The 17,115-nt window shown below is 50.4% G+C and carries 18 protein-coding genes and 2 tRNA genes; 10 read left to right on the forward strand and 10 right to left on the reverse strand.

Going from position 1 to position 17,115, the window contains the following annotated elements; all coding sequences use genetic code 11:
* Positions 1 to 7: 7 nt before the first annotated feature.
* The 5 genes from PJU73_RS04460 to PJU73_RS04480 form a co-directional block, all read right to left on the reverse strand.
* Complete coding sequence (locus tag PJU73_RS04460) at positions 8 to 451, reverse strand: peroxiredoxin (protein WP_237090506.1); 444 nt, start codon at positions 449 to 451, stop codon at positions 8 to 10.
* A gap of 10 nt (positions 452 to 461) precedes the next feature.
* A complete protein-coding gene (trpD, locus tag PJU73_RS04465; protein WP_237090507.1) occupies positions 462 to 1,496 on the reverse strand; it encodes an anthranilate phosphoribosyltransferase in 1,035 nt (344 codons plus the stop codon).
* A gap of 39 nt (positions 1,497 to 1,535) precedes the next feature.
* On the reverse strand, positions 1,536 to 2,030 hold the full coding sequence (locus tag PJU73_RS04470; protein WP_237090508.1) for a DUF4410 domain-containing protein: 495 nt from the start codon (positions 2,028 to 2,030) through the stop codon (positions 1,536 to 1,538).
* A gap of 72 nt (positions 2,031 to 2,102) precedes the next feature.
* Positions 2,103 to 2,681 (reverse strand): aminodeoxychorismate/anthranilate synthase component II, encoded by a 579-nt coding sequence (locus PJU73_RS04475; RefSeq protein WP_237090509.1) that lies wholly within the window; start codon positions 2,679 to 2,681, stop codon positions 2,103 to 2,105.
* Between the two features lie 113 nt (positions 2,682 to 2,794).
* A complete protein-coding gene (locus PJU73_RS04480) occupies positions 2,795 to 3,718 on the reverse strand; it encodes a pseudouridine synthase (protein ID WP_237090510.1) in 924 nt (307 codons plus the stop codon).
* A 161-nt stretch (positions 3,719 to 3,879) separates the two neighbouring features.
* Here PJU73_RS04480 and hisS point away from each other — a divergent pair, with 161 nt between their 5' ends.
* The 10 genes from hisS (at position 3,880) to PJU73_RS04530 (ending at position 11,981) form a co-directional block, all read left to right on the forward strand.
* Positions 3,880 to 5,175, forward strand: a complete 1,296-nt coding sequence (gene hisS, locus PJU73_RS04485; protein WP_237090511.1) for a histidine--tRNA ligase — start codon at positions 3,880 to 3,882, stop codon at positions 5,173 to 5,175.
* Positions 5,176 to 5,805 carry a YfgM family protein gene (locus PJU73_RS04490; protein ID WP_237090512.1) on the forward strand — a complete coding sequence of 210 codons (630 nt, stop codon included), beginning with the start codon at positions 5,176 to 5,178 and terminating at the stop codon, positions 5,803 to 5,805. It begins immediately after the preceding gene.
* A 276-nt stretch (positions 5,806 to 6,081) separates the two neighbouring features.
* Entirely contained in the window at positions 6,082 to 7,539 is a 1,458-nt protein-coding gene (der, locus tag PJU73_RS04495; protein ID WP_237090513.1) for a ribosome biogenesis GTPase Der, read from the forward strand.
* Between the two features lie 200 nt (positions 7,540 to 7,739).
* Positions 7,740 to 8,027 (forward strand): RNA chaperone Hfq, encoded by a 288-nt coding sequence (gene hfq / locus PJU73_RS04500; RefSeq protein ID WP_237090514.1) that lies wholly within the window; start codon positions 7,740 to 7,742, stop codon positions 8,025 to 8,027.
* Positions 8,028 to 8,184: 157 nt separating this feature from the next.
* Positions 8,185 to 8,556, forward strand: coding sequence for a SirB2 family protein (locus PJU73_RS04505; protein WP_237090515.1), 372 nt, complete (start codon positions 8,185 to 8,187; stop codon positions 8,554 to 8,556).
* Positions 8,557 to 8,628: 72 nt separating this feature from the next.
* On the forward strand, positions 8,629 to 9,120 hold the full coding sequence (gene folK, locus PJU73_RS04510; protein ID WP_237090516.1) for a 2-amino-4-hydroxy-6-hydroxymethyldihydropteridine diphosphokinase: 492 nt from the start codon (positions 8,629 to 8,631) through the stop codon (positions 9,118 to 9,120).
* 335 nt (positions 9,121 to 9,455) lie between these two features.
* Entirely contained in the window at positions 9,456 to 10,643 is a 1,188-nt protein-coding gene (gene dapC / locus PJU73_RS04515; RefSeq protein WP_237090517.1) for a succinyldiaminopimelate transaminase, read from the forward strand.
* 277 nt (positions 10,644 to 10,920) lie between these two features.
* Entirely contained in the window at positions 10,921 to 11,700 is a 780-nt protein-coding gene (gene yaaA, locus PJU73_RS04520) for a peroxide stress protein YaaA (protein ID WP_237090518.1), read from the forward strand.
* An 80-nt stretch (positions 11,701 to 11,780) separates the two neighbouring features.
* A tRNA-Ser gene (locus PJU73_RS04525) sits at positions 11,781 to 11,871 on the forward strand.
* A 19-nt stretch (positions 11,872 to 11,890) separates the two neighbouring features.
* Positions 11,891 to 11,981: transfer RNA gene (locus tag PJU73_RS04530), tRNA-Ser, on the forward strand.
* A gap of 262 nt (positions 11,982 to 12,243) precedes the next feature.
* On the opposite strand, the gene PJU73_RS04535 is transcribed toward PJU73_RS04530, so the two are convergent.
* The 5 genes from PJU73_RS04535 to PJU73_RS04555 form a co-directional block, all read right to left on the reverse strand.
* The gene (locus PJU73_RS04535; RefSeq protein WP_237090519.1) at positions 12,244 to 12,648 is read right to left on the reverse strand and encodes a hypothetical protein; all 405 of its coding nucleotides are present in this window, start codon (positions 12,646 to 12,648) and stop codon (positions 12,244 to 12,246) included.
* A gap of 221 nt (positions 12,649 to 12,869) precedes the next feature.
* The gene (gene hpnC, locus PJU73_RS04540; RefSeq protein WP_237090520.1) at positions 12,870 to 13,685 is read right to left on the reverse strand and encodes a squalene synthase HpnC; all 816 of its coding nucleotides are present in this window, start codon (positions 13,683 to 13,685) and stop codon (positions 12,870 to 12,872) included.
* Positions 13,686 to 13,858: 173 nt separating this feature from the next.
* The gene (cls, locus tag PJU73_RS04545; protein ID WP_371871474.1) at positions 13,859 to 15,352 is read right to left on the reverse strand and encodes a cardiolipin synthase; all 1,494 of its coding nucleotides are present in this window, start codon (positions 15,350 to 15,352) and stop codon (positions 13,859 to 13,861) included.
* 98 nt (positions 15,353 to 15,450) lie between these two features.
* Positions 15,451 to 16,437, reverse strand: coding sequence for a signal peptidase I (lepB, locus tag PJU73_RS04550; protein ID WP_237090522.1), 987 nt, complete (start codon positions 16,435 to 16,437; stop codon positions 15,451 to 15,453).
* A gap of 57 nt (positions 16,438 to 16,494) precedes the next feature.
* Complete coding sequence (locus PJU73_RS04555; protein WP_237090523.1) at positions 16,495 to 17,091, reverse strand: GTP pyrophosphokinase; 597 nt, start codon at positions 17,089 to 17,091, stop codon at positions 16,495 to 16,497.
* Between the last annotated feature and the right edge of the window lie 24 nt (positions 17,092 to 17,115).

The raw sequence follows: 17,115 nt of genomic DNA on the forward strand, positions 1-17,115 counted from the left end.
GCGGTTTTCAGACGGCCTCGGCACGCAGGGTTTCCAGCACTTCCTGCGCATGGTCTGCTACTTTGACTTTGCGCCATTCATGCACGATTTCACCTTGGGCGTTTAATACAAATGTACTGCGTTCGATACCCAAATGCTCTTTGCCGTAGAGTTTTTTCAGCTTGATGACGTCAAACAGTTTGCACACGGTTTCATCGGCATCGCTCAATAACTCAAACTGAAAGCCTTGTTTGGTGCAGAAATTTTGGTGGGTTTTCACGCTGTCTCGTGAAATGCCGACCACGGTATAGCCCAAAGCCTGAAATTCGGGGAGGCGGGCATTGAAATCCAAGCCTTCGGTGGTGCAACCCGGCGTATTGTCTTTCGGATAAAAATACACCACCAGCGGCAGATGTGCCGCCGAATCGAATACGCCGCCATTGCTTGAGGGCAAAGTGAAATGGTAAGACATAATGCGCTCCTTATGATGATGCCGCCTGACGGCTGAATGCGATAAAGGCTTCTTTTTTCGCCATTGCTTTGCCCGAATCAATCGCTTCACGGGCAGCTTCCACACCCACCGCCAGCGATTCGGCCACATTACCGGCATAAAGTGCGGCGGCGGCGTTCAGCAAGACAATATCTCTGGCCGCACCGTGTTTGCCGCTCAATACTTCGTCGATTTTCAATAAAGATTCCCGACTGTCGGCCACTTTGATGTCGTCCAGATTGTTGCGGATTTCAATACCGAAATCTTCGGGGCTGATGTCGTATTCCCGGATTGTACCGTCTTTCAGTTCGGCCACACGGGTTGTGCCGGTCAGCGTGATTTCGTCCAAACCGCCCTCGCCGCACACCACCAAAACATGTTTTGAACCAAGCTGCTGCAATACCCGCGACAAAATGCCGCACAAATCGATATGGAACACGCCCAAAAGCTGATTGGCAGCGTTTGCCGGATTGGTCAGCGGGCCGAGAATATTGAAAATACTGCGGAAACCGAGCGAGCGGCGCACCGGCGCAACATGGCGCATGGCGCTGTGGTGGTTTTGGGCAAACATAAAGCCGATACCGGTTTGGCGGATACTCTGCGCCACCTGTTCCGGCGACAGGTTCAAAACCACGCCCATCTGCTCCATCACGTCCGCCGCCCCGCTGGAAGACGACACCGAACGGCCGCCGTGTTTGGCGACTTTCGCCCCCGCCGCCGCCGCCACAAACATAGAAGCAGTCGAAACATTAAAAGTTTTCGCCCCATCGCCGCCGGTGCCGACAATATCCACCACATCATCAGCATTATCCAGCGGCACTTTGGTCGAAAATTCACGCATTACCGAAGCGGCGGCAGTAATTTCAGAAACAGTTTCCACCTTAATCCGCAGACCGGTCAGAATGGCGGCAATTTGCTCGGGCGGCACTTGCCCGCTCATAATCTGACGCATCAAATCGGTCATCTCATCGTAAAAAAGCTCGTTGTTGCTGATCAGGCGCTCAATGGCCTGTTGCGGCGTAATCATGATTTCTTCCTTTATGTGTCCGATTGCTTTATACCGTCTTTAGTGAAAAATATCCGCCAACACAATTTTGGCAGCAATATCTCGGGCAGCATTTTTCACGACATTTTTGGGATTGCCGCCAAATGCACCAATAGAAAGTGTTGCTTGTGTCGTAAATGTAGCGAGTACTTTACCCTTTTCACCTGCTTTTGTACTGATAACCTTGACTTTGATATCAGCTCTTGCCTTGCCTGCACCAAAGCCGACAAAATAGCGTAACGCACGATTTCCCTTGTTATAAATAATCTTATATTTGATTTCCGTATCTACAGGCTGATCTTGGTTAATATGTCTTCTTAACTGATTGTCTAAAACCCTCTCAAAATACGTATTGATCGCATTCAACTCAGGATTTTGTTGCGAACCTTCATCAACAATCTGATAGTTATACTGAGTAGGAGCAGCGTTATCGGCTTGCACAAGAGTTCTGGTACTTGTACAGGCCGTCATTGCCAAAATACCTAATGTGATAAAAAGAATTTTAAGTTTTGACATAAAAATCTCCCCTTATTTAATAAATATAGCTGAAACAAAAAAACAGTTTTTCAGACGGCCTGCAAATATCTTTTAATGCTGCGGTTTGAATTCTTCCAGAAAATTGCGCAGCATTTCATGGCCGTGTTCGGTCAGCAGCGCCTCAGGGTGGAACTGCACGCCCTCCACCGCATACGTTTTATGGCGCAAGCCCATAATTTCGCCGTCTTCCGTCCATGCGCTCACTTCCAGACATTCCGGCAGCGATTCACGTTCGACCGCCAAGCTGTGGTAGCGGGTGCAGTTCACCGGATTGGGCAGATTGCGGAACATGCCCGTGCCGTTATGCAGCACCGGCGACACTTTGCCGTGCATCAGCGTTTTTGCCCGCACCACTTTGCCGCCGAATGCCTCACCCATGGTTTGATGTCCCAAACACACGCCCATAATCGGCAGTTTGCCGGCAAAATGCTGCATGGCCGCCACCGAAATGCCCGCCTCTTTCGGCGAACACGGCCCCGGCCCGATCACCAGATAATCAGGGTTCAGGGCTTCAATTTCCGCCAAAGTAATATCGTCATTGCAGCGCACCAGCACTTCCTGACCCAATTCGGCAAAATATTGAACAATGTTGTAGGTAAAACTGTCGTAGTTATCGATAAAGAGCAGCATAATGCAACCTGTTTATACATAAATGGCAATGTCGCAATAATGGCACAATTAGCGTTTTTCTACTAGCCCCGATGCCGTCTGAAAACTGCTTTCCCAAAGATAAACAGCCGCACCTACAAGCTCCGTCGGCTGTCAAACCGCCGGCGTACGCCGCTGATCGGATCGTCAAATTCAATGCTTTTTGCCAGCAGTTTTAACGGCTTATCATAATCTTCCAACCCCGCCGCCAGCGGTTCGGGATACAGCGCATCATTGACAATCGGCATCCCCAAACTGAGCATATGCACCCGAAGCTGGTGTTTTTTGCCGGTGTGCGGATACAGGCGGTATAAGCTGTATTCGCCGCGGTTTTCCAGCAAATCTACCGTGGTAAACGCATTCGGTTCGCCCGCCGTTTCCTGCGTCAGATAAAATTGTTCTCCCCGCTCCATGCGTGAGCAAATATGGTGCGGATAATTTAAATCCAAACGGGTCGGCGCAAGGGCTTCGTAGGTTTTGGTAACGGTTTTGTTTTGGAACATGGTTTGATAATCCCGCCGGGATTCGGGGCGGTGCGACAGTAAAATCACGCCGGCGGTGTCTTTATCCAAACGGTGCAGCGGCGTGATGTCGGCCACATTCAAATGTTGCAGCTCCGGCCGCAGCCGCAGGCGGGTCAGCAGCGTTTCCCTCAAAAAACGGCCGCTGGGCGTTACCGGCAGGAAATGCGGTTTGTCCACCACAATCAAATGTTCATCAATATGCAGAATTTCTTCGGCAAACGGAATCGGTAGCTCATGCTTCCGGCTGATTTCCCGATAATAAAACACGGTTTTCCCCGCTGCAAACGGCGTTTGCACATTTAATGCCCGCCCCGCTTCGTCCACCACAAACCCGCTTTCCAGCCGCCGCCGCCAGCCTTCTTCGCCGACAAAGGGAAAACGTTCGCATAAAAACGCCAGCAGTGGCAAACCGTAAAAACGTTTGTCGTGCGGCAGCACCAGATAGCTGGGCTTGACCCCGTCCAACAGGGGCAGAGGGCTTAAAGGTCGGCTCATGGGCGTTTTTTCCGAATCAATACAGGCCGCCATTTTACCCTGTTATGCCGCCGCTTGGCAGAGGCCGTCTGAAAAACGGCTGTCGTGAATTTCACAACACGCCAACAAACTGTAAAAATCGGCTATAATTACCCCCTATTTTTGATGAAACCCTTTGCAACATGGCACAAAAAATCCAATCCGTAAAAGGCATGAACGACCTTTTGCCTGTCGAACAGAAAGATTTCAAACTCACCGCCGCCTTTTGGCAGGCGTTTGAAGACACCGTTACCCGCTGGACAAAATCCTACGGCTATCAGCAAATCCGTACACCGATTGTCGAGCAGACCGGTCTGTTTGTCCGTTCTATCGGCGAAGAAACCGATGTAGTCGGCAAAGAAATGTACACTTTTTCCGATTCCAACGATGCCTTAAGCCTCAGCCTGCGGCCGGAAGGCACGGCTTCCTGTCTGCGCGCCGTGGTCGAACACAACCTGCTCTACAATAATCCGCAAAAACTGTGGTATATGGGGCCGATGTTCCGCCGCGAACGCCCGCAAAAAGGCCGCTACCGCCAGTTTCACCAAGTCGGCATCGAAGCCTTGGGCTTTGAAGGCCCCGACATTGATGCCGAAATTGTCGCTATGTCCGCCGATTTGTGGCAGAAACTGGGCATTGCCGAACATCTGACCTTGGAAATCAACAGCTTGGGCAACCGTGAAGAACGTGCCGCACACCGTGCCGCCTTGGTCGCCTATTTGAGCAGCCACGAAGAGAAGTTGGACGAAGACAGCAAACGCCGTCTGAAAACCAACCCGCTGCGGGTGCTCGACAGCAAAAACCCCGATTTGCAGGACATCTGCAACGCCGCTCCCCGCCTGACCGACTATTTGGGCGAAGAATCACTGGCGCATTACCAACGTTTCAAAGCCATGCTCGGCGGTTTGAACATCGCCTATGTGGAAAATCCACGCTTGGTACGGGGTTTGGATTATTACAACCACACCGTTTTTGAATGGACCACCGACAAACTCGGCGCACAGGCAACCGTGTGCGGCGGCGGCCGTTATGACGGGCTGATTGAAGAATTGGGCGGTAAACCCGCCGCTTCCATCGGTTTCGCCATGGGCATCGAACGCCTGTTGCTGCTGGTGGCGGAATACGGTTCGCTCCAAGCTGATGCCGCCCCCGATGTGTACACCGTCCATCAGAGCGAAGGTGCCGATTTGCAGGCAATGAAATACGCCCAAACCCTGCGTGCCGCCGGTTTCAACGTCTTGCAGCATTCCGGCTACCAAAGTCTGAAAGCGCAAATGAAAAAAGCCGACAACAGCGGCGCACGTTTTGTGCTGATTGTGGCGCAGGACGAACTGGCCGCCCAAACGGTTACGCTCAAAGACATGCAGGGCAAACACCCGCAGCAGACCGTTGCCGCCGCCGATTTGATTCATACTTTACAACAATGGAAGAACGCATAAATGGCCGCCCATATCGAAGAACAACAGGAATTAGACAATTTCAAATATTTTTGGAAACGCACCGGCCGCTGGATTTTCGCCGTGCTGATTTTGGCAGCGGCCGCCTATCTGGGCTATACCGTGTACCAAAACCATCAGGCGGAAAAAAATCAGGAAGCCGCCGCTGTATTGGTCGGTTTGGTTGAAAAAGCGCAGCAAAAGGCCGATCCCAACGCCATCAACGCCGATTTGAAAAACCTGCAGGAAAACTATGCAGACACCATTTCTGCGGCACAGGCAACCCTGATGGCAGCCGCCACCGAGTTTGACGCAGGCCGTTTAGACATTGCCGCCGGCCATCTGCAATGGATTTTGAAAAACCAAAACGAGCCGCTGGTACAGGCATTGGCAGCGCAGCGTTTGGCCGTGGTTTACCTGCAGCAGAAAAAATACGATGATGCACTAAATGCCTTAAATACCAAAGTAGAAAGCGATTTCCAACCGCTGCTGCTGGAAACCAAAGGCGATGTGTACGCCGCCCAAGGCAACACCGCCGAAGCCGCCAAAACCTACCAACAGGCTTTGGATCTGCTGACCAAAGAATCGGTAAACCGTGATTTGCTGCAACTGAAAATCGACGCACAAAAATAAGTTCCGCCCGCCGTTTTTCTCGGCAAACCCCGCTTTTCAGACGGCCTCGACCACTGATAAGGCCGTCTGAAAACAGCAGTGCGGTTTGCAGCAAAGCGCAACAAAAAAACAGCACCATCGGGTTGCCCGGCCGACATAATGCCGCAACCCGATATCGTCATTTATAGTGAATATTCACGATATAAACCAAACCCACATAATATTTTGCCTGCACTGCGCAGGAAACGACAACGGCATTCCGTTTGACATCATCAATGCCGCCATAGAAAGAAAACAATGAAACCAACCATCGCCTTAGTGGGCCGCCCGAATGTCGGCAAATCCACCCTGTTCAACCGCCTGACCCGCACCAAAGACGCTTTGGTACACGACCTCCCCGGCCTGACCCGGGACCGCCATTACGGCCACGGCAAAGTCGGCAGCAAACCTTATCTGGTGATTGATACCGGCGGTTTCGAGCCGGTGGTGGACAGCGGCATTCTGCACGAAATGGCCAAACAGACCCTGCAGGCTGTGGACGAAGCCGATGCCGTTGTCTTTCTGGTGGACGGCCGCACCGGCCTGACCCCGCAGGACAAAATCATCGCCGACCGTCTGCGCCAAAGCCCCCGCCCGGTGTATCTGGCGGTCAATAAAGGCGAAGGCGGCAACCACGCCGTATTGGCAGCCGAATTTTACGAACTGGCGCTGGGTGAGCCTTATGTGATTTCCGGCGCACACGGCGACGGCGTGTATTATCTTGTGGAAGATATTTTAGAGCAGTTCCCCGAGCCGGAAGATGAAGAAGAAACCGCCAAACATCCGGTATTTGCCGTTATCGGCCGCCCAAATGTCGGCAAATCCACGCTGGTCAATGCCGTGTTGGGCGAAGAACGGGTGATTGCCTTCGATATGGCCGGCACCACCCGGGACAGTATTCACATCGATTTCGAGCGGGAAGGCAAACCGTTTACCATTATCGACACCGCCGGCGTGCGCCGACGGGGCAAAGTCGATGAAGCGGTAGAAAAATTCTCGGTGATTAAAGCCATGCAGGCGGTCGAAGCCGCCAACGTTGCCGTCTTGGTTTTGGATGCCCAGCAAGACATCGCCGACCAAGACGCTACCATCGCCGGTTTCGCCTTAGAAGCCGGACGAGCCTTGGTGGTGGCGGTCAATAAATGGGACGGTATCAGCGAAGAGCGCCGAGAACAAATCAAACGGGACATCAACCGCAAACTCTATTTCTTGGATTTTGCCAAATTCCATTTCATTTCCGCCCTTAAAGAGCGTGGCATCGACGGTTTGTTTGAAAGCATTCAGGCCGCCTACAACGCCGCCATGATTAAAATGCCGACCCCGAAAATCACCCGTGTGCTGCAAAGCGCCTTGGAACGCCAGCAACCGCCCCGCTCCGGCTTGGTGCGCCCGAAAATGCGTTACGCCCACCAAGGCGGCATGAATCCGCCGGTAATTGTGGTACACGGCAACTCGCTGCACGCCGTGTCAGACAGCTACACCCGCTATCTGACGCAAACCTTCCGCAAAGCCTTCAACCTGCAAGGCACACCGCTGCGCATTCAATACAATGTTTCGGAAAATCCGTATGAAAACAAAGATGAAAAGCCGAAGAAAAAACCGCTGCGCCGTGTATCCTTGAGCAACCGCATCGAAAAACGGGAAGGCCGCAAAGAAGAAAAAAGCCGCTTCAAGAAAAAAGCCAAAGTGAGCGTGAAAAAACTGCAAAGCAAATAAAGCAAGCCCGTTTTCAGACGGCCTTGGCAAGGGTACTAAGCATACAGGCCGTCTGAAAACAGACAAACATGCCGCCATAACGCAAAAAAATGCGATTTTTTTCACCGAAACGCTTGGTAAAACCCAAATTCAAGGCTACAATTCAAAAACGGCTGATTTCAGACAAGCCATCTTAAAATCATAATAACGGAGTAAAAAACATGACAGCTAAAGGACAAATGTTACAAGATCCTTTTTTGAACGCCCTGCGTAAAGAGCATGTGCCGGTTTCCATCTATCTGGTAAACGGCATCAAACTGCAAGGCCAAGTCGAATCTTTCGACCAATACGTTGTATTGCTGCGCAACACCTCGGTAACGCAAATGGTTTACAAACACGCCATTTCCACCATCGTTCCCGCCCGTGCCGTAAGCCTGCAACACGAAAACAAAGCCCCGGCCGCATCCAATCTGGTGCAGGTAGAAACCGTTCAGGCAGCTGCAGAATAATTGCCCACCAAGCGATACCTTACTGTTTTCAGGCAGTAAGGTATTTTGTTTTGCACCCGCACAAATAAAGTTTCATCAAAAATAAATGTTTCAGGTACAATAGCGTAAATTCGCTATACAGCCGAAACACATTCACAACCACCCCCAAAATACCGCTATGCAATACCTGATTGTCAAACACAGCCATATGTTTTTCGTTGCAGTAAGCATCTTACTGTTCAACATCCGCTTTTTCCTGCTGCAACGCCGCCCCGACAAAAGCCTCGCCGGCATTTGGAAAGCCCTTCCCCACCTCAACGACACCATGCTGCTGTTTACCGGCCTGTGGCTGATGAAAATCACCCACTTCACCCCGTTTAACGCACCATGGCTGGCAGGCAAAATCATCCTGCTGCTTGCCTACATCGCATTGGGCATGAAAATGATGCGCACCCGCCCCCGCTCCGGCGCATTCTACCTACTTTACCTCACCGCCATGGCCTGCGTTATCACCATCGTTGCCTTCGCACGTTTAAAACCCTATTTCTAATGCCGTCTGAAAACGCCGCACATCAGCCCTGTCTTTATGTACGGCATTTTCAGCCCAACCGTTTCACAACCCATGAATACCCGACACACCGCCATCATCGCACTCGGCAGCAACCTCCAGCAACCCAAGCAGCAAATCCGTGCCGCACTCGCCGCCATTGCCGCCCATCCACAAATCGAAGTCGAACACATTTCCTCACTCTACCTGAGCAAACCGGTCGGCTACGACGACCAACCCGACTTCATCAACGCCGTATGTGCCGTCCAAACCACACTGGAAGACAGCGAATTACTCGCCGAGCTCAACCGCATCGAAGCCGAATTCGGCAGAAAACGCACATTCGCCAACGCTCCCCGCACACTGGATTTAGACATCATCGACTACGCCCACCGACAAAGCAGCGACCCGCACCTGACCCTCCCCCACCCCCGCGCCCACCTGCGCAGCTTCGTCATGCAGCCACTGGCAGAAATCCTCCCCGATTTCCAACTGGGCAAACACGGCACCGCTGCCGAATTAGCCCAACACCTCGGCAACGAAGGCATACAGCGATTGCCTGCATAATAAATATAGTGAAATAATCCCAAACTACACTACAGTATTGGCTTCGCCTTATCGCACTATAGTGAATTCACTTTAAAAGTATAACGCCTCAGCGAACCACTCTCCCCGCTAGCAGGACGGAGAACAGTGTTCAGGTAGCGCAACTTACTTCTTACCACATATTCTGATTTCCTACTGTCATTGACTTGCCGATTTGTACAGAAAATTCGGTGTTTTAACTATAGGTGAATACCTAGGTTAATCTATTTATTAAACCAAATTGTCAACAACGCCCTATCAAAAAATGCTAAGATAACCGCCATATTTTGCTTACAGACATCAAACGGAATTTCCCTATGAACACCCTGTTAAACCAACTCCAACCCTATCCTTTTGCCCGTTTGCGGGAAGCCATGCAGGGGCTGGCTGCGCCCGAAGGCATGAGTGCCGTGCCGCTGCATATCGGCGAACCGAAACACCCTGCGCCCAAAGTCGTTACCGATGCGCTGACCGCTGCTTTGCCCGAACTGGAAAAATATCCGCTGACCGCAGGTCTTCCCGAATTGCGCCAAGCCTGCGCCGACTGGCTCAAACGCCGTTACGACGGTTTAACTGTCAATCCCGAAACCGAAATCTTGCCGGTTTTGGGTAGCCGGGAAGCCCTGTTTTCCTTTATCCAAACCGTGTTGAACCCCGTTTCAGACGGCCTCAAGCCGGTCGTTGTCAGCCCCAACCCGTTTTACCAGATTTACGAAGGGGCAACCATTTTAGGCGGCGGCGAAATCCATTTCGCCAACTGTCCCGCCCCATCGTTCAACCCCGATTGGAACAGCATTCCCGAAGATGTTTGGCAACGCACCCGCTTGGTATTGGTCTGCTCGCCCAACAATCCGAGCGGCAGCGTGTTGCAGCTTGAGGACTGGCAGCAACTCTTTGCCCTGCAAGACCGCTACGGCTTCATTATCGGCTCGGACGAATGCTATTCCGAAATCTATTTTGACGGCAACAAACCCATCGGCTGTCTGCAGGCGGCAGCACAATCCGGCCGCAGCTATCAAAATCTGGTCATGTTTACCAGCCTTTCCAAACGCTCCAACGTCCCCGGTATGCGTTCGGGTTTCGTTGCCGGCGATGCCGGTTTGCTGAAAAACTTCCTGCTCTACCGCACCTACCACGGCAGCGCCATGAGCATTCCCGTGCAGCGTGCCAGCATTGCGGCATGGAACGATGAAGAACACGTCAGCGCCAACCGCCGCCTGTATCAGGAAAAATTCGACAAAGTCATTCCGATTTTGAAACAAGTGTTTGATGTCGATATGCCCGACGCTTCATTTTACATCTGGCTGAAAATTCCCGACGGCGACGACTTGGCATTTGCCAAAAAACTATGGCAGCAAGCCGCCATTCAAGTATTACCCGGCCGCTTCCTCGCCCGTGAAACCGAACAGGGCAACCCCGGCGCAGGCTATGTCCGCATTGCCTTGGTTGCCGATGTAAACAGCTGCATCAAAGCCGCCGAAACCATCGTTTCACTCTACCGCTAACCTATTCATGCCGTCTGAAAACGAGCGAAGCGAGTTTCTGCGCAGCTAAAACGAACGGCGTGAGTTTCTGCAAAGCTAAAACAAGTGAAACGGGTTTTGCGAAGCTAAAACTGTAAGTTTCACTAAAAGCTAAAAGAAACACAGCCAATCCCCATTTTCAGACGGCCTCCAATTAATGGCGGCACTTAATCGCCGCCATTGATTTTTCAAACTTGCCCCACATCATCTTTCCTACTAAAATTTTCCCGTTCCCCTCCCCAAACAACAAAGGAAAATCATGCTTTTCGTGCTTTCTCCCGCCAAAAACCTCAACGAAACAGACCCGGCTCCCATCAAAAAATACACCCAAGCCGACTTGCTGCAGGAATCCGAACTGCTGATGCAGCAACTAAGCCGCCTTGCCCCGCAGCAACTGGCCGAACTGATGCACGTTTCCGACAAAATCGCCCTGCTCAATGCCGAACGCAACGCCGCATGGCAGCTACCGTTTACCCCCGACAACGCCAAACAAGCCGTATATATGTTCAACGGCGATGTGTACGAAGGCCTAAACGCCGCCACCCTCAGCCCAACGCAAACCGACTACCTGCAAAACCACGTCCGCCTGCTTTCCGGTCTCTACGGCTTATTGCGCCCGCTGGATTTAATCCAGCCCTACCGCCTCGAAATGGGTACACCGTTTGCCAACAGCCGAGGCAAAAACCTGTACGAATTTTGGGGCGGCCGCATTACCGAGCTGCTGAACCAAACACTTGAAGCCGCCGACAGCCGGATACTGATTAACCTTGCCTCGCAGGAATACTTCAAATCCGTACAAACCAAAGCCCTCAACGCCCGCCTGATTACCCCCGTTTTCAAAGACGAAAAAAACGGCCAATTCAAAATCATCAGCTTCTACGCCAAACGTGCCAGAGGTTTAATGGTGCGCTACGCCGCCGAACACTGCATCACCGATCCCGAACAACTGAAAAACTTCGACAGCGAAGGCTACGTTTTCCACCCCGCTTCGTCCAGCGAACAAGAGTGGGTCTTTATCCGGGAACAACAATCGCATTAAAAACAAAAAATTAAATCTTTTTCTTCCCGCCAGACTTGGCAAAAGGGAAAAATTTGATTAATATACACGCTTCAAGAAAAGGAAGCGTGGCAGAGCGGTTTAATGCAACGGTCTTGAAAACCGTCGAGGGTTGATAGCCCTCCGTGAGTTCGAATCTCACCGCTTCCGCCATTCTTGAAATCCTTAAACAGGAAGCGTGGCAGAGCGGTTTAATGCAACGGTCTTGAAAACCGTCGAGGGTTGATAGCCCTCCGTGAGTTCGAATCTCACCGCTTCCGCCAAATATAAAAAAGCTGCTCATTCGAGCAGCTTTTTTTATGGTTAGATAAAAACCATTCAGAGAAAATCATATTCAACTTAATGAAGTTAATAGAAAAATTAAAAATATTCCGGTAAGTTTTTCAAATAAAAATAAGCTCTGGCCGTCTGAAAACCATGTTTTCAGACGGCTTAAATGTGCATTAAACCAAAAAACAAACAAGAATAAGTTACATCACTCTGCTGCATACGATTTTCCCAAACCTACGGCTGCTGTACCTAAGATTAGTATCCTAACTTTAACGTATTTAAATTACACTTTACATCAGCTATTTCATTGCCTTTATTATAAACACTCACTCCAGCAAAATCTCTACCATCATCAGATGTACCAAAAGAAATGTCATAAGTATAGGTGCCATTTTTTAAAGTATACCAAGTTCCACCAACGCCACCATAGGCACTATGCTCTTCCACCTCAACTTCATTTAGCGCTTTTCTTAATATAATTTCTGGAGACTTTAAATTCCTTCCAAATGAATAGGTATAATAATTATCTGATTTAGTAAGAAAAATTTGTTTCCCCGTATTTGTTTTACAATAAAAAACAAGCTGGCCATCATTCGCATAAGCCGTGTTAAATATTAAACCCATAACTGCTAAAAAGAAAATTTTGCCTAATTTTTTCATATAAAACTCCATTTTATATTGATTTTAAATAATATTTAAGATCACATACTAGCATCAAAAAGTGTAGAAATTAATTATTTTTATAGATATTGAATTTGTTCTTGCCCATTTCTTAATCAACTCGATTTATTATCGAAAATTCAATCTGATAATCAGCTTTTCCACAAGCTGTTCACATCTTCTTCTATTTTTCTGTGTATTTTCAGACGGCCTTCCGTGGGCTATTTTTTCAAAAATGCCCGTTTGAGCATGATGAAACGGTCTCGTTTGTCCAATATCGGGCGGTTGTGGAATACGTCGTATTGGGCGGCATCGAGTTTTTGCAGAATCAGTTGCCCGCCGATAATAATCATGCGCAGCTCGAAGCCGATTCGGCCTTTCAGGGTTTTGCCCAAGGGCGAACCGGCCTGCAGCATTTTGAACGTGCGGCTGCATTGGTAGGCCATCAGACGGCGGAAGGCGAAATCAGCGTTGCCCTCGGCGATGTGTGTTTCGCTGACTTTGAATTTTTCCATATCGTCTAAAGGCAGGTAAATCCGCCCTTTTTGCCAGTCGGCGGCAATGTCTTGCCAAAAGTTAATCAGTTGCAGGGCGGTACAGATGCCGTCGCTTTGGGCGATGCTCAAAGGGTCGTTGCAGCCGTAGAGGTGCAGCATCATTCTGCCGACGGGATTGGCGGAACGGCGGCAATAATCGACCAATTCGCCGAAATTTTGGTAGCGTTTTTTTTCGATGTCTTGGCAAAATGCCGACAATAAATCGTAAAACGGTTCGAGCGGCATTTGAAACGGGCGGACGGCTTCCCGTTCGAGCCGCTGCATCAGTTCGGTTTGCGGGGTTTGCTTTGCGGCAATCCGATCAAGTTCGGCACGCAGGGCGGCCAGTTGTTCCAAGCGGCGGCTGTCGCTCAAGTTGCCCTCGTCCGCCCAATCGTCTGCGGTGCGGGCAAAGGCATAAATGGCGTGTATCGGGCGGCGTAGGCGGCGGGGCAAGGCCCATGAGCCGACGGGGAAATTTTCGTAATGTTCGACAGACATTGTGTTTTCGCTAAAAGTGGTTTTGATAGGGTTTTCGGGTGAATTACGGCTTCGCAAAAAGCTGTCTCGCTCGTTTTGGAGAAACCTGCGGTTTTAGCTGCACAGAAACTTGCTTCGCTCGTTTTAGCGAAACCTGCGGTTTTCAGACGGCTTTTATCCTCGGTTAAATGGTATCACAACAGCGGACTCATCAGGCGGACGGTGTTTTCTACCAGCATCCACCATTTGGAACGCTGTTGCCAGCCTTTGACGGTAATGCAGTGGCTTTCGGCAAGATAGTTTTGCTGCAATGCGTACACTTGGCGGTTGATGTCCTGATTATAAACCGCCAAACTGATTTCCAAATTAAGGAAAAAGCTGCGCATATCCATGTTCACTGTGCCGAATAACACGTAATCGTCATCAACCGTCATGGTTTTGGCGTGCAGCAGGCCGCCGTGGAACAGGGTCAGGTGTACGCCGGCTTCGAGCAGCAGCGGATAGTAGGCTCGGGAAGCATAGCGCACCATCAGCGAATCGACTTTCTCGGGCAAAATCAGGGTAACGTCCACGCCCCGTTTGGCGGCCATGGTCAGCGCCATCAGCAGCGGTTCGTCCGGCACAAAATACGGTGTGGTAATGGTAATTTGGCGGTTGGCGGCATGAATGGCGGCGATAATGGTTTCGTAAATCACATGGTCGTTTTGGGCGGGCGCAGAGGGAATCACTTGGGCGGTAATGCTGCCCTGTTTCATTTTATCGGGCAACATGGCGGCAATCCGCTCTTCGTTTTTGCGCAGATAATCCTGAATGCCGTGCAGCTTATCATCGTTTTCCACCGCCACATCAGCAAAAAATACCGCTGCCATTTCCAATACCATCGGGCCGGTGCAGCGCATCATCACATCCACCCATTCGCCGACACCGGAATTTTTCTTGAAAAATTTGGGATCGACCAGATTAAAGCTGCCGGTATAACCGATTTTTCCGTCCACAATCAAAATCTTGCGGTGGTTGCGCAAATCAGTACGGGTAAACAGCGTGCGCAGCAGCCCCACCGGCAACGATTCGTCAATCTGTACGCCCGCCTGTTTCAACTTTGCATACCAAGTGCTGTCGAAAAAGCTGCGGCTGCCTACTGCGTCTGCCAAAATGCTGCAGTCCACGCCCCGCTGTGCGGCTTCGGCCACGGCTTGAAGCAGCGTTTCAATCCGTCCTTTCGGTTCGATAATGTAAAACACCAACATGCAGGAATATTCGGCGGAACGGATGTCCGCCAGCATGGTTTCGATAATATCGTCGGTTGTGGAAAGCAGCCGCATGGCGTTGTGGGCGGTTGCGCCCAAACCGGTGGCACTTTCCGCCGCCCTGCTGATACCCCGATAAGTCGGCGGCAAGGTTTCTCTTGCGTGTCCGTACATACCCGACAGATAGGTTGTGCCGAAACTTTGATAAAAACGGCTCATCTCGCCGCTGCGTTTGGCCCGTGCCGTTCCCAAACGGGGTTCGCCAATCAACAGATACGCCACCGTGCCGAACAGGGGAAACAGAAACAGGATAATCAGCCATGCAAAAGTCGAGCCGATATTTTTCTGTTTATACAATACCCGCAGCATACACATCAACGCCGCCGAGGTGTGCAGCACTAAAAATACCGTAGCCCATTCGATTTTCATAAAAAAAGCCATGTTTGCTCCAAGCGTTTGTGTGATAAAGGCCGTCTGAAAACGACACAACGGCGTTTTCAGACGGCCTCCCCTGATTTTTTTATTATTTAAACCCTGAATTAGTGGATTTTGCTGCCGATTCGGCTCAAATCGCCGAAGTTCATCCAGATAAAAAAGGCTTTTCCGACAATGAATTTGTCGTCCACAAATCCCCAATAGCGGGAATCTTCGCTGTTGTCCCGATTGTCGCCCATCATGAAATAATGCCCTTGCGGTACTTTACAGGTAAATGCCGAACCGTCCGGCTCGTATTGGCAATGTTCACGATACGGGAAGGTATTGCGTACATTTTGCGGAATAAAGCTCGGCAATTCGTCCATTTTCAGCACTTGGAAACTGTGTCCGCCGATCTGTTCCCGATAAGATTCGGTTACGATGTCCACCACGCCGTAACGCTGGGTATTTTCGGCATAACTCAAACTTCCTTCCGGCTGTTCGGCAACGGTTTCGCCGTTAATCGTCAAAACTTTATTCCGATATTCCACCGTATCGCCCGGCAAACCGATCACCCGTTTGATGTAGTTGATGTCGGGATTTTCCGGATAGTTGAACACCGCCACATCGCCCCGCCCGACTTTGCCGGTTTCAATCAATACGTTATTAATAATCGGCGTACGGATCCCGTAGGAAAATTTATTGACCAAAATAAAATCGCCGACCACCAGCCCCGGCCGCATCGAACTGGACGGAATTTGAAACGGCTCGACCACAAATGCCCGCACGACAAACACCAGCAGAATAATCGGAAAAAAGCCGCTCATATAATCGCTCAAAGGATTCGGATCGCGATGGTCGGGAGCGTTTTTCAGACGGCCTTTGTGCAGCAGCCACAATACGCCGGAGACTGCCACAAAAATCAGCAGCACGGCGGTAAAGCTCATAAATGATGAAAGCAGCCCGAACAAGCCCGCCAATACCAGCAGATACGCCCATTGCAGGCCGTTGCTCCATTGCCCGTTTTCGCCGCGCTCTTTGCTGCTTTTCACATACAGCACCACGCCGATGATGATGGCGGCAACCGCAGCCAGTAATAGTTTAGAACTCATGTGTTATCACCTCTTGTCAATCGTTAGGCCGTCTGAAAACAGGAAACGGCATAAGCGTTATTTGGTTTGCTGCTGCACTGCATACTGCTGCACAAAATTCCGTTTGTACGCAATATGGTTGCGGATATTTTCCGCAGCATCTTTTTCGTCCCAAATCTGCAATTCCCACGGATAGTAAAAATTGCTGGCATTTTTAAAGTAAACATGGATACCGATATAGCCGCAGACATCGCGCAGATACCAGTTTTTCAAACCGTATTGCGTTTTCCAGCCATCCAAGCGGTTTAATATTTCCGCAATATCCGGCGAGGGCAAAATCACCCGTGCGCCGAAAATATCGTTCAAAATATTATTCACCGGATATTGGTTTTCCCTCGCCAGATAGCGGCGGATTTTGTCTTCGATACTTTCGCCGGTTTTGACACGGTAGAAAAAATCAATGCCCCGAATATCGGCAAACGCCAGATAATCGTTTACCGCCTCATGCAGATTCAGCCGGTAAGACAAAATATGTGCCACCGACACTTTGTGCAGCGTATGGCTGAGATTGATTTTTTCCACCTTGCCGGTTTCAAAATAATCCTGCGAATATTGGGCATGGATTAAGTTGATTTCACGGATCAGGCGTTCGGTTTTTTCGACATTGGTTTCCATGTTTTCCCGCTTTAAGGCCGTCTG

Source organism: Neisseria lisongii, from assembly GCF_028463985.1.
GTDB lineage: Bacteria > Pseudomonadota > Gammaproteobacteria > Burkholderiales > Neisseriaceae > Neisseria > Neisseria lisongii.

Bases quoted from the DNA above. Each gene is read 5' to 3' on its own strand.
- PJU73_RS04460 (WP_237090506.1), bottom strand. From the start codon at position 451: ATGTCTTACCATTTCACTTTGCCCTCAAGCAATGGCGGCGTATTCGAT.
- trpD (WP_237090507.1), bottom strand. From the start codon at position 1,496: ATGATTACGCCGCAACAGGCCATTGAGCGCCTGATCAGCAACAACGAG.
- PJU73_RS04470 (WP_237090508.1), bottom strand. From the start codon at position 2,030: ATGTCAAAACTTAAAATTCTTTTTATCACATTAGGTATTTTGGCAATG.
- PJU73_RS04475 (WP_237090509.1), bottom strand. From the start codon at position 2,681: ATGCTGCTCTTTATCGATAACTACGACAGTTTTACCTACAACATTGTT.
- PJU73_RS04480 (WP_237090510.1), bottom strand. From the start codon at position 3,718: ATGAGCCGACCTTTAAGCCCTCTGCCCCTGTTGGACGGGGTCAAGCCC.
- hisS (WP_237090511.1), top strand. From the start codon at position 3,880: ATGGCACAAAAAATCCAATCCGTAAAAGGCATGAACGACCTTTTGCCT.
- PJU73_RS04490 (WP_237090512.1), top strand. From the start codon at position 5,176: ATGGCCGCCCATATCGAAGAACAACAGGAATTAGACAATTTCAAATAT.
- der (WP_237090513.1), top strand. From the start codon at position 6,082: ATGAAACCAACCATCGCCTTAGTGGGCCGCCCGAATGTCGGCAAATCC.
- hfq (WP_237090514.1), top strand. From the start codon at position 7,740: ATGACAGCTAAAGGACAAATGTTACAAGATCCTTTTTTGAACGCCCTG.
- PJU73_RS04505 (WP_237090515.1), top strand. From the start codon at position 8,185: ATGCAATACCTGATTGTCAAACACAGCCATATGTTTTTCGTTGCAGTA.
- folK (WP_237090516.1), top strand. From the start codon at position 8,629: ATGAATACCCGACACACCGCCATCATCGCACTCGGCAGCAACCTCCAG.
- dapC (WP_237090517.1), top strand. From the start codon at position 9,456: ATGAACACCCTGTTAAACCAACTCCAACCCTATCCTTTTGCCCGTTTG.
- yaaA (WP_237090518.1), top strand. From the start codon at position 10,921: ATGCTTTTCGTGCTTTCTCCCGCCAAAAACCTCAACGAAACAGACCCG.
- PJU73_RS04535 (WP_237090519.1), bottom strand. From the start codon at position 12,648: ATGAAAAAATTAGGCAAAATTTTCTTTTTAGCAGTTATGGGTTTAATA.
- hpnC (WP_237090520.1), bottom strand. From the start codon at position 13,685: ATGTCTGTCGAACATTACGAAAATTTCCCCGTCGGCTCATGGGCCTTG.
- cls (WP_371871474.1), bottom strand. From the start codon at position 15,352: ATGGCTTTTTTTATGAAAATCGAATGGGCTACGGTATTTTTAGTGCTG.
- lepB (WP_237090522.1), bottom strand. From the start codon at position 16,437: ATGAGTTCTAAACTATTACTGGCTGCGGTTGCCGCCATCATCATCGGC.
- PJU73_RS04555 (WP_237090523.1), bottom strand. From the start codon at position 17,091: ATGGAAACCAATGTCGAAAAAACCGAACGCCTGATCCGTGAAATCAAC.